Raw genomic sequence first — 11811 nt, 5'->3', positions numbered from 1 at the left:
CGCAATGTCTGTTTCGACATACAACTTCCCTTCCCGATGTCGTCGCCTTGAAAACGACGCAAGGCGATTTCATCAAAAAAACCGTGGCGGCAAGCCACGGTGTCCGATAATTTTTATTGCTGTAACGTAGCGGCCAGACGAACCCTCGTCCCGATATCGCCGCGAACGGCCGTCCGTGCTTGAGCGAGCGATGTGATGACAGCGACGCGACCTTCTCCCGTTTCCGCGAATTGGAGAGCGGCCCGTACTTTCGGCAACATGCTGCCCGGTGCGAACTGTCCTTCCGCGATGTACGTCTCGAGCTGCTCTTTCGTCGTCTCTTCGAGAGCCGCTTCTTCAGACGTCCCGAAATTGACGTATACGTGGTCGACCGCCGTCAAGATGAGGAGCATGTCTGCTTCGACGAGTTCGGCCAGTTTCGCGGCGGCGAAATCTTTGTCGATGACGGCTTCGACCCCGACATAGCCGTCTGGCGTGTCGACGACCGGGATGCCGCCCCCGCCTGAGGCGACGACGATATGTTCCCTCTCGACGAGGTCGCGGATGACCGCATGCTCACAGATTGCGACCGGGAACGGACTCGGTACGACCCGGCGATATCCTCGACCGGCATCTTCTTTGAACACGTAGCCGCTCTCTCGTTCGATTCGTATCGCTTCTTCCTGTGAATAGAAAGGGCCGATCGGTTTCGTCGGGTGACTGAAGGCGCTGTCGTTTGGATCGACGACGGCCCGAGTGACGATCGGGGCGACCGAACGTTCGAGCCCGCGGGCCCGAAGCGCTTTTGTGAGTGCATTTTCAAACCAATAGCCGATCATGCCTTGTGTCATCGCGCCGCAGACGTCGAGCGGCATCGCCGGCGTCGCCTCACTGTCGGCAGCCGCTTGTTGCAACATCAAGTTGCCGACTTGCGGACCGTTCCCATGCGTGATGATGACATCGATTCCTTCTTCAATCAATCCTGCGAGCGCCTCAGCGGTCGTTTCGACGGCACGAATTTGGGCCTCGGCCGTCGCATCTTTCCCTTGTTGGATCGCATTCCCGCCTAACGCAATGACGACGCGTTTTTTCACCATGTCTGTTTCCCCCGATCAAATGACTGAGATGTTACCTGTGACGATGCGAACGACCGCTACAATGGCGAGCGCCGTCAAAATGCCGGCGACGATCCATTCTGTTCTCGTCAACGTCTTGATGCCGTTCTCACGTTGTGCCTTCACATAAAGGAGCGTACCTGGCGCGTACAGCATCGTCGTCAACAAGAGGTAATCCACGCCAGCCGCGTAGATGAGCCAGATGCCGTAAATCGAAGCGACCGCCCCGATGATCAAGTCACGCGTTCGTCGTTCACCTGCGTTATAGCCGATGCCACCTTTCGCCACTTTCACTTGATAGAACGCGGAGAATGCGTACGGAATCAAAATGGCGCTTGAGGCGAGCGAGAACGCAAAGTTGTAGGCGGCGTCCGAGAACAAGAACGTGAAGAGGAACAATTGAATCAAACCGTTCGTGAGCCAGAGCGCATTGGCCGGTGCGTTGTTCTTATTCTCTTTCGTGAACCATTTCGGAAAGACGCCGTCTTTTCCGGCGACGTAAGGGATCTCGGCTGCGAGAAGTGTCCAACCGAGCCATGCCCCGAGCACAGAGATGACGAGACCGCCGTTGATGAGCATTGCCCCCCATGGCCCGACGGCAGATTCCAACAAATAAGCCATCGCCGGTTGGGAAGCGTTCGCGACATTTTCTGGATTCATCAGCCCGAGCGACATGACCGAGATGAGCAAATAAATGACGAGCGTCCCGAGGAGACCGATGACCGTCGCTTTCCCGACATCTGAGCGTTTCCGGGCCCGACCGGACAAGACGACAGCCCCTTCGACCCCGATGAACACCCAGAGCGTGACGAGCATCGTCGAGACGACTTGGTCTTTCACGCTACCCCACGAGAAGCCGCCTTGGCCCCAAAAGTCGAACGTGAAGTTGTCCAGATTAAAGAAGAACAAAGTGATGGTGATGAAGGCAAAAATCGGAACGAGTTTCGCAATCGTCGTGATGATGTTAATCATCGACGCTTCATGGATACCTCGTAAAATGAGTGAGTGGACGAGCCAGAGCATAATCGATGCCCCGATGATGGAGGCGATGTTTTGACCGCCTGCGAAGATGGGGAAGAAATAACCGACCGAACTGAACAGCAGCGTCGCGTAGGCGACGTTTCCGAGCCAAGCCGAGAGCCAATAGCCCCAAGCCGAGTTGAACCCGACGAACTGGCCGAATCCGGCTCGGGCGTAACTGTATACCCCGCCGTCGAGATCGGGACGCCGCATCGTCAAGTTTTGAAAACTGAGACCGAGCGTGATAATCCCGATACCGGTGATGACCCAGCCGATGAGAATCGCACCCGCGTTCGCTCCTTGCGCCAAGTCGGCTGCCAAGTTGAAGGCACCACCGCCAATCATCGAACCGACGACGAGCGCCGTCAGGGCCCCGAGCCCTAACCGTTTGTCTTTCGGACTAGGACTTGCGCCAACGGAACCGCTTGAGTCATGATCTAATTTCGTAGACATTTAACTCATCCCTTTCGATTAAGTAAGGGGAGGATGCCCTCCCCTTCTTCAACGTTCAAGCCACTCAAACGTATCGGTGAGTGTCGCTGCCATGACCGCTTTGATCGTGTGCATCCGGTTTTCCGCCTCATCAAAGACGAACGAGTGGCGACTTTGGAACACTTCATCCGTCACTTCCATCTCTTTCAAGCCATGTTCTTCAAACATCGCGCGACCGACCTCGGTCTCCAAGTCATGGAACGCCGGCAGACAATGCAAGAACATGACGTCCGTATTTCCTGTCTTCTCGATCATCTCCATGTTCACTTGGTACGGGCGAAGGAGCTTAATCCGTTCAGCGAACTCCGCTTCTTCTCCCATCGACACCCAGACGTCGGTGTAGATGACGTCGGCGTCGGCGACCGCTTCATCGATACTCTCGGTCAACGTGATCGTCGCCCCGGTTTCAGCCGCCACGGACCGCGCATAATCAACGACCTCGTCTGATGGCCACAATGACTTCGGTGCGCATATCCGCATGTCCATCCCGACTTTCGCGCCGCCGATCAATAACGTGTTGCCCATATTGTTCCGGCCGTCGCCGACATAGACGAAGCGAATGCCGGCGAGGTCCCCTTTTTGTTCTTTCACCGTCAAGAAGTCGGCCAAGATTTGTGTCGGATGATACAAATCGGTCAACCCGTTCCATACCGGGACGCCCGCATCACGCGCAAGTCCTTCGACCGTCGCATGGGCGAAGCCACGGAACTGGATTCCGTCAAACATGCGACCGAGGACGATCGCTGTGTCACGGACCGATTCCTTTTTACCGAATTGGATGTCCGATTTACCGAGATATTCCGGATGCATGCCGAGGTCGACGGCCGCGACCGTGAACGCGCACCGCGTCCGCGTCGACGGCTTTTCAAACAGTAAGGCGACGTTTTTGCCTTCACAGACCCGATGCGGGATCCCTTGTTTCTTTTGACGCTTGAACGCGGCCGACAAATCAATCAAGTAGTTCAGTTCGTCCGGGGAAAACTCATTGAGCGATAAAAAGTGACGACCTACCAAATCAACATTGTACGTTGTGGACATGTTCATGTTCCTCCTCGTCAAATATCTTCACGTATAATTGGACAACTCATGCAACGCGGGCCCCCACGGCCGCGTGACAACTCGCTCGACATGATTTCGATGACCTCGACGCCTTCCGTCCGTAACAGTTCATTCGACACGTAGTTGCGGTCGTACGTGACGACGACGCCCGGTGCGATCGCGAGCGTGTTCGAGCCGTCGTTCCACTGTTCCCGCGCCGCGGCGATCGGATCTCCGCCCCCGCAAGGGATGAGGACGATCTCATCGAGCCCGAGGGCACGTTTTAACACTTGCAACAAATCGGTATGTTGCGTGATGTGAAGTTCGCCTTCTTTGTTCAACGTCAGTTCGAAGATGTTCATCTTGCCTTCCGGGCCTTGGATGAATGGATGGATCGTGAACTTGTCGTGGTCGACCATCGTGAAGACGGTGTCGAGGTGCATGAACGCCCGAGATTTCGGAATCTCGATCGCGATGACTTTTTGGAACGTGTCGCCGTTTTTGAGCAAGTTGAGCGCGACCCGCTCGATGCCTTGGGCGGTCGTCCGCTCTGAGATCCCGATGGCGACGACTTCTTTCGACAGGACGAGCTCATCGCCGCCTTCCATCGCGAATCGGTAATCTCGGTCCGACCAAATCGGGATATCGTGTTTGGCAAACCGTGGATGGTACTTCATGATATATTGCGTGAACAACGACTCACGACGGCGTGCCGGTTCTTTCATGCGGTTGATCGATAGTCCATGTCCGATTGCCGCGGCCGGGTCACGCGTGAAATAAAGGTTAGGCATCGGGTCGAGATAGAACGGATACGTGTCTTCGATCATCTCGTGCAAGTGACGCCGCTTCTCCGGCTTGATCTCCGACTTACGAATCCCGGCCATGACCGTCTCGATCAGTTGTTCATTGTCATACGCGAGCAAATATTCCTTGAGCGTCTCATATGAGCCGTTAATGTTTGATTTCGACTCCGACAAGATGTCGGCGACGAAACGTTCACGCACACCCGGGAGCGACAACGTCTCTGCCATCAACTTCTCCAAATAGAGCACTTCGACACCGCGATTTTGGAGCGCGCTCGCGAAGTAGTCGTGTTCTTTTTGAATGACCGGTAAGTGTGGGATGTCATCAAAGAGGAGTCGCTCCAAATATTCGGGGGTTAAATTTTCAAGTTCGCGTCCCGGACGTTTTAGAAGCACCGTCCTAAGTTCGCCGATTTCTGAATACACGTGGATTGGATGTTTCAGCGTTGTATCCCGTGAGGTCTGTTGATCCATCATCGTTATCATCTCGCTTCCTCCTAGTGTTTCGGGTGTGTTGCTACCCTTACCTTATCAACTTACCCCATATCGGGACGGGTAAGTCCGACAAGGTACGTGTGGTGGATTCCACAGTCAAATGAATGAAAGATTGATGAAAGTGAATGAACAAACGGTTGTGAACGAATGAACAAGAGTGTAGAAAAGGTGCCTGTGAATAATCGTTGTATGCATTGTGAAAAAAATTCATTATTTTTTTTTAAGGCTGATAAGGTAAGATAGTGACGTGCCTCATGATTTTTATGAAAAGGAAGTGAGTCGATGGCAATCGAACGTACAGAACATGCGCGTCACCAAGCTCAAGTGACCGCGCTCATTCAAAAAGGGGACCCGGTCGATTTCCGCGACTTGTTCCTGACGTTACACCCCGGTGAGCAAGCCGACTTGTTCGTCGAACTCGAGCAATCCGATCGACAGTTCGTCTATCGAGCATTGACGCCGGAATTGTTTACGGACTTGTTTGAAAAGCTCGACCTCGAGAATCAAGAGCGGTTCATCCAAGAGATGCCGCGCCCATACGCCGTCCGCGTCTTGAACGACATGTTCTCGGACAACGCGGCCGATTTGATGAACGAGCTCCCTGACGACTTTATGAACGAACTGTTTGAACAAATGGATGAGACCGAAGCGACCGAAGTCAAAGACTTGATGCGCTACCCGGACGATACGGCCGGAGCGGTCATGACGACCGAATTCGTCGTTTTGAAAGCCGACAAGACGGTCGGTGAGACGCTCGAAGAATTGCGCGACCTCGGACCAGATGCCGAGACGATTTACTATTTATACGTCATCGACGCGTCGGGACGCCTCGTCGGCGTCGTCTCACTCCGTGACTTGATTGTGTCACCGTTAGACGCTCGAATCGCCGACATCATGGGAAGCCGTGTCGTCTCGGCGAACGTGCTCACCGACCAGGAAGATTTGGCCCGGACCGTCCAAAAGTATGACCTTCTCGCCCTGCCTGTCATCGACGATGAAGAGAAATTGCTCGGCATCATCACGGTCGATGACGTCATGGACGTCATCGAGCGCGAGACGACAGAAGACTTCGAGGAGCTGTCCGCGACGAAAGGATCGTCCGACATCAATATGGGACCGCTCGAAGCAGCGAAAAAACGAGCCCCGTGGATCATCAGCCTTATGTTTCTCGGCATGATCACCGCCTCGACGATCGGCGGCTTCGAAGAGACGCTCGAGACGATCGTCCTCCTAGCCGTCTTCATGCCGCTCGTCATGGGATCGGCGGGGAACGCGGCCACCCAGTCACTCGTCGTCGCCGTACGCTCGATCGCGCTCGGGACGATCAATCGAAAAAATGTCATCAAAATGGTACGACGCGAGTTCGGCACCGGGGTCATTCTCGGAGTCGTCTGTATGGTCGTCATCTTCGGCGTCATCACGTTTCTCTATGACAACGCCTTAATCGGTCTCATCGTCGGTATCTCCATTTTCGCCGCGCTCAGTGTGGCGACTACTGTCGGGACGCTCATCCCGCTCCTCATCAACCGTCTGAAACTCGACCCGGCCGTCGCCTCTGGCCCGTTCATCACGACACTGATGGACAACCTCGGCTTGATCATTTACTTCACGGTCGCCACATCGATGCTCCAGTTCCTTTAAGACACATGCCGTTGCGCATGTGTCTTTTTTTGTTACGTTTTGTTTACAGACGAGAAAACGGGAAATGATTGCCCGCCTGAATGGGTATTACAACTAAATACTTATAAATAAGAAGAAACCAAAGGGGGTCTCTCATATGACCATTCAGCAAGTCGTTTACATATTGATTACCGGGGCCCTATTCATGGGGCTCGTCGCTTACGTCTCTTATCGAATGACACGTGGAAAAGTCGAAAGCGCCGATGACTACTTCCTCGCCGGACGCGGGTTGACCGGTCTCTTTATCGCCGGGTCGCTCTTATTGACGAACTTGTCGGCCGAGCAGTTGATCGGATTGAACGGCCAATCGTTCGCCGGCAACATGTCCGCGATGGCATGGGAAGTGACCGCCGGGATTGCCGCCATCATCATGGCACTCTTTTTACTACCACGCTTTCTCGGGATCGGCATCTCGACCATCCCAGAATTTTTGAGCCAACGCTATGATGAGGACGTCCGTCGCTTGACCGTCCTATTGTTCTTGTTCGGCTACATGTGTGTCACGATCCCGTCGATGCTCTATTCGGGCGGACTCGCCGTCTTGCAGCTGTTCGACGTGCCTGAGTTGCTCGGGGTCAGCTTCGAACAGGCGCTTTGGATGGTCATTTGGTTCATCGGGATCATCGGGGCCATTTACGCCATCTTCGGTGGCCTCCGCGCCGTCGCCGTCTCGGATACGCTGAACGGCATCGGACTCGTCATCATCGGTTTTCTCGTCCCGACGCTCGGGTTTATCACCCTCGGTGACGGCAGTCTCGTCGATGGGATGAAGACGATCGCGACGTCAAACCCGGAGAAGCTGAATGCTATCGGGTCTTCGAACGATTCGGTTCCTTTCCTCTCTATTTTTACAGGAATGATCTTTGCGAACTTGTTCTACTGGGCGCTCAATCAGTACGTCATCCAGCGTGCGCTCGGTGCGAAAAATTTAGCGGAAGGACAAAAAGGGGTGCTGTTCACCGGTTATTTGAAGTTACTCGTCCCGATCTTCATGTTGCTACCGGGCATCATCGCGTTTCACTTATACGGTTCGAACGTCGACAAAGCCGACCTCGCCTACCCGAGTCTGATCGCCGACTTGTTGCCGATGTGGCTGATGGGCTTCTTCCTCGCCGTCTTGCTCGGGGCCGTATTCAGTTCGTTCAACTCGCTCTTGAACAGTATCGCCACGTTGTTCGTGCTCGATATTTATAAACCGAAGTTCAAACCGGACGCGTCGGACCAAGATTTGATTCGCGTCAGCAAATGGTTCGGGACGTTCGTCGCGCTCGTGTCGTTCTTCGTCGCCCCGAATTTGATGTATGCACCGGACGGACTGTGGGACTTGATTCGACGCTTCACCGGCTTCTTCAACATCCCGATTCTCGTCATCGTCTTGATTGGCATGCTCGTGAAACGCGTGCCTGCGCTCGCTGCTAAAATCGTGATCGTGTTCCACGTCGTCACGTATTACTTCCTCGTCTGGGGAACCGAGCAGTGGTTCGGCTTCGACATCGGCATCAATTTCATCCACATTTACGGCCTCTTGTTCGTCATCGAGACGAGTATCATGCTCTTGTTCGCCAAACTGCGGCCGCTGCAACGTATTAACCCGATTCGCATCGAACTCGGCCGTGTCAAACCATGGCGTCACGCGATCTCGACGTCCGTTATCTTGGTCGCCTCAATGGTGTTCGTCTACTTCGTGTTCTCGCCGATTGGCCTCGCCTACGCGGATGGCATCGTCTCTCGTTGGTTCTGGCCAGCGACGCTCGGTTTGTTTGCCGTGACGACAGGACTCGTCTTTGTATCATATCGTTACTGGCTCCCGCGCTATGAGTTGTATTTGAACAACCTCGGCACGACCGAAACAGAACGTGAAGAAGCGAGCGGATCATAAGCGATAGGAAAACCTCACTTGTCAATGGAGAGGGCACTGAAAAACTTCAAATGTTTTTGAACAGAGGAGCGTCGTCCCGGAAGGGATGGCGCTCCTCTGTTTTCATTGCCCTTCAGCCGCCCTGTCCGGCACGCCGCTTTCCTGGGGGCGGGCGCCGAGCCGCATCGCGACGTCGTCGCTGCTGGGTCTCGCCTTGCCCGCTGATTCCCCGGGAGTCGGCGTGCCCTCGGGCGGCGCTGTACGCGCCTGACATTCCGGACTATACTGACTGTAACCAACCAATCTGGAGGCGATCCCGATGATGCCTGACCTGCCCAACATGCCGCCGAGCCCGTGTGCGGCCCTCTATGACCTGTTAATCCCGGCCGATGACGAACTGCGGCTCATCCATGACCTCGTCTCGTTCGATTTTATCACGGACCTACTCGAGGATACGTATTGCCACGACAACGGTCGGATGGCCGTCCATCCTGTCCGGATGTTCAAATATCTGTTCCTGAAGGCGCATTCGAACCTGTCCGACGTCGACCTCGTCAGACGGGCGAAGACCGACCTCACCTACAAATATTTTCTGGACCTGGCACCGGAAGATGACGTCATCAACCCCTCCTCGCTCACGAAGTTCCGTCGTCAGCGCATGGACGACGACGAGCTGCTCGACAAGTTGATCGGGCACACGGTCGAGGTCGCGAAAGGGATGGGGCTGCTCAAGGGACGGACATTGATCGTCGACGCGACCCATTCACGGGCCCGGTACGGGCAGAAACCGATCAGACAGGCAATCATCGACGAGACGAAACGCCTGAGACAAGCGTGCTACCAATCATCGGTCGATGCGAAAGGTCGTTTCCCGGAAAAGGTCGACGAGGAGGATATCGACCAACTCCTCGCCTATGCGCTTGCCGTCGCAGAGACCGTCGAGACCGGGATGCCCGAGCTGATGTTTCGCGAGCACATCCGAGACCAGGTGAACCGGGTGCGTGAGCTAGCGGAGGATGCGCATGTCGAGCTGCAGGTGTCCAAAGACAGCGATGCCCGGACGGGGCACAAGAGTGCCGACTCGTCGTTCTTCGGCTACAAGCACCATCTCGCGATGACGGAGGAGGGCATCATCACGGCTGTCGTCGTCACATCTGGCGAGGTGGCAGACGGGCCACAATTGGCGAGTCTTGTTGAGAAGAGCCATCTAGCCGGTGCCGAGTTCGACCACATCGTGGGTGACGCCGCCTATTCTGGCCGTGACAACCTGATTTACGCTGCCTCACAAGGATGTAAGCTTGTCGCCCCGTTGAATCCGCGTGTCTATTCGCCGGCTGATAACCGCGGTGAGGGGTTCACCTACAACAAGGATGCCGAACGCTACGTCTGCCCCGCCGGGCACATGGCCATCCGGAAGGCCCGGACAGGGACAAAGGACATCGGTAAAAACCAGAAAGAAACGCATTATTTCGATATTGAGCTCTGTAAGCAATGCCCGTTGCGCAATGGCTGTTACAAGAATGGTGCAAAATCGAAAACGTACAGCGTGTCCTTGAAATCGAGGGAGCATAGCGAACAGTACGAGTACGAGCAGACGGATGAGTTCAAGGACTATCGCCGCAAGCGCTTCGCCATCGAGGCGAAAAATAGTCAATTGAAGAACCCGCAAGGTCTGGCGCGCAACAAGACGTCAGACCTGAAAGGCATGACGTTACAGGGCGTGATGGCAATCATTGCGGTCAACCTGAAGCGAATCATCGCCCTTCGAAAAGAAAATACAGGATGAGGGCAAGGAAAAAAGGGGGATTGTCCCGACGTGAGTCGGTTCAATCCCCCTTTTTTCTTTTCACGCTCGGATAGAGCGGAGGTTTTTCAGTGCCCTCGTCAATGGACGAGTGAGGTTTCTTGTTTTAACCTATGCTTATGGACGTACATGTTACGGTCCGCCTCATCGTACAACGCTTTGAAATCCGATACCTGCTCATGCCACGCGGACCCAAGCGCAGCCGAGATTTTGGCCTCGTCAAACGCGTCACGGATGTCGAGAGAGAGTTGGTCAAACAACGATTGCGCCACTTCGCTCATGAGGACGACAAACTCGTCCCCGCCAAGCCGATACACTTTCAGGCTGCGACTCGTCAACACGTGGGCTGTTCGTTGCAACAGTTGATCGCCAGCCGAGTGACCGTGCTCATCGTTCACCCGCTTCAAGTCGTTCAAGTCGACGATAATCACACCGATGGCGATCGATTTGTCTTTCCATCTGTCAATCGTCTCGTCAAAGGCGCGCCGATTCCATACCCCGGTCAAACTGTCATGACGGCTCTCATACACGAGCGCCTCTCGCTCGGCTACCGCGGCCTCGACGTTTCGGATGATACCTTGAACGGCTACGAGCTCGGCTCCTTCATAGATCGGGGTCGTATACTCCTCAAACCACAAATATCGACCGTCGTTCGTCTGCCAGCGTTGCAAAATCGGCTCGTCATAGTTGACGTGTCCCGTCACTTTATTCACGAGCAGCTCATAGTCGTCCGGATGGATGCGGCGAAAGCAATCATATGGATCTTCATAGTTTTGGGCGACCGTTCCTTCTCCCAAATAGTCATCGAGGGACGGGCTGATGTAGCGAAACCGAAAGACGGGCTTCACGTCAAATATGTAGATGACGTCTTTCATTTGATCGGTGAAACGGCCCAACGTCTCATCTGAGTGCTTGGATCGACCACGAATTTTATAGGCGATGAATGATAAACTAATGCCAATGGCAATCCCGCTCCACAACTCGATCATGACGTCCCCTCCCCCTTGTCTGAAATCTTCGTTTATCTTATCACGGAGAATGTCGGCCACCTATGCTTCATCCATTATTTAGGGGAATGGTTTTTTGATTTTCGTCCGTGATGTGCCACACGATATGAAGGATGGAGGCCTGACATGGAACAGCGAATTCGACACTATGATGAACAAGATTTCGAACACATCCAAGCGTTGAATGAGGCTGAAGGATGGACACAGCTCGTCGCGTGCTCCGACGAGACGAGACAGGCGTGGCGCCACTCGAACGTCGCCTATGTCATCGAAGACGACGGGGTGGTCGTCGCATATGTCCGCGGGCTGACCGACACGGCCGTGAGCCTGTACGTTTGTGAACTGCTCGTCGCCGCCTCGCACCGCCGCTTCGGCCTTGGAGAACAGCTCTTGACCCACGTGCATTCGCTCTATCCGACGACACGTCTCGAGATGCTTGCGAGCGCCTCCTCGCAGACGTACTATGAGAAATTGAACTTCCGTCCGTTTTACGGTTATCGTAAAACGATACATGAATAGG

9 protein-coding genes are annotated in these 11811 nt (G+C 54.6%); 4 read left to right on the top strand and 5 right to left on the bottom strand.

Features of this window, described 5'->3' with window-relative positions:
* Positions 1–113: 113 nt before the first annotated feature.
* Genes arcC through arcA form a run of 4 tightly spaced genes read right to left on the bottom strand, consistent with a single transcriptional unit; the run spans position 114 to position 4891 of the window.
* Positions 114–1076, bottom strand: a complete 963-nt coding sequence (gene arcC / locus P398_RS0104150) for a carbamate kinase (RefSeq protein WP_029334148.1) — start codon at positions 1074–1076, stop codon at positions 114–116.
* Positions 1077–1091: 15 nt separating this feature from the next.
* A complete protein-coding gene (gene arcD / locus P398_RS0104145; RefSeq protein ID WP_034798877.1) occupies positions 1092–2567 on the bottom strand; it encodes an arginine-ornithine antiporter in 1476 nt (491 codons plus the stop codon).
* Between the two features lie 48 nt (positions 2568–2615).
* On the bottom strand, positions 2616–3644 hold the full coding sequence (argF, locus tag P398_RS0104140; RefSeq protein ID WP_029334146.1) for an ornithine carbamoyltransferase: 1029 nt from the start codon (positions 3642–3644) through the stop codon (positions 2616–2618).
* A 17-nt stretch (positions 3645–3661) separates the two neighbouring features.
* Positions 3662–4891, bottom strand: coding sequence for an arginine deiminase (gene arcA / locus P398_RS0104135; protein ID WP_029334145.1), 1230 nt, complete (start codon positions 4889–4891; stop codon positions 3662–3664).
* A 333-nt stretch (positions 4892–5224) separates the two neighbouring features.
* Here arcA and mgtE point away from each other — a divergent pair, with 333 nt between their 5' ends.
* The 3 genes from mgtE to P398_RS0104120 all read left to right on the top strand — a co-directional run bounded on the left by mgtE (position 5225) and on the right by P398_RS0104120 (position 10266).
* Entirely contained in the window at positions 5225–6583 is a 1359-nt protein-coding gene (gene mgtE, locus P398_RS0104130; RefSeq protein WP_029334144.1) for a magnesium transporter, read from the top strand.
* A gap of 136 nt (positions 6584–6719) precedes the next feature.
* Positions 6720–8501, top strand: a complete 1782-nt coding sequence (locus tag P398_RS0104125; protein WP_029334143.1) for a solute:sodium symporter family transporter — start codon at positions 6720–6722, stop codon at positions 8499–8501.
* Positions 8502–8799: 298 nt separating this feature from the next.
* Complete coding sequence (locus tag P398_RS0104120; protein ID WP_029334142.1) at positions 8800–10266, top strand: IS1182 family transposase; 1467 nt, start codon at positions 8800–8802, stop codon at positions 10264–10266.
* Positions 10267–10364: 98 nt separating this feature from the next.
* Here P398_RS0104120 and P398_RS16325 read toward each other — a convergent pair whose 3' ends face one another.
* The gene (locus P398_RS16325; protein WP_024371222.1) at positions 10365–11273 is read right to left on the bottom strand and encodes a sensor domain-containing diguanylate cyclase; all 909 of its coding nucleotides are present in this window, start codon (positions 11271–11273) and stop codon (positions 10365–10367) included.
* Positions 11274–11417: 144 nt separating this feature from the next.
* Here P398_RS16325 and P398_RS0104110 point away from each other — a divergent pair, with 144 nt between their 5' ends.
* Positions 11418–11810: a GNAT family N-acetyltransferase gene (locus P398_RS0104110; protein ID WP_029334140.1), complete on the top strand. Its 393-nt coding sequence runs from the start codon at positions 11418–11420 to the stop codon at positions 11808–11810.
* Position 11811 lies beyond the last annotated feature (1 nt).

The organism is Exiguobacterium aurantiacum DSM 6208, assembly GCF_000702585.1.
GTDB classification, from domain to species: domain Bacteria; phylum Bacillota; class Bacilli; order Exiguobacteriales; family Exiguobacteriaceae; genus Exiguobacterium; species Exiguobacterium aurantiacum.
Note: the sequence above shows the minus strand (reverse complement) of the source record. Positions and strands in the feature narration are given on the sequence as shown.

Excerpts from the sequence above, each read along its gene's own strand:
- arcC (WP_029334148.1), bottom strand. The coding sequence starts at position 1,076 with ATGGTGAAAAAACGCGTCGTCATTGCGTTAGGCGGGAATGCGATCCAA.
- arcD (WP_034798877.1), bottom strand. The coding sequence starts at position 2,567 with ATGTCTACGAAATTAGATCATGACTCAAGCGGTTCCGTTGGCGCAAGT.
- argF (WP_029334146.1), bottom strand. The coding sequence starts at position 3,644 with ATGTCCACAACGTACAATGTTGATTTGGTAGGTCGTCACTTTTTATCG.
- mgtE (WP_029334144.1), top strand. The coding sequence starts at position 5,225 with ATGGCAATCGAACGTACAGAACATGCGCGTCACCAAGCTCAAGTGACC.
- P398_RS0104125 (WP_029334143.1), top strand. The coding sequence starts at position 6,720 with ATGACCATTCAGCAAGTCGTTTACATATTGATTACCGGGGCCCTATTC.
- P398_RS0104120 (WP_029334142.1), top strand. The coding sequence starts at position 8,800 with ATGATGCCTGACCTGCCCAACATGCCGCCGAGCCCGTGTGCGGCCCTC.
- P398_RS16325 (WP_024371222.1), bottom strand. The coding sequence starts at position 11,273 with ATGATCGAGTTGTGGAGCGGGATTGCCATTGGCATTAGTTTATCATTC.
- P398_RS0104110 (WP_029334140.1), top strand. The coding sequence starts at position 11,418 with ATGGAACAGCGAATTCGACACTATGATGAACAAGATTTCGAACACATC.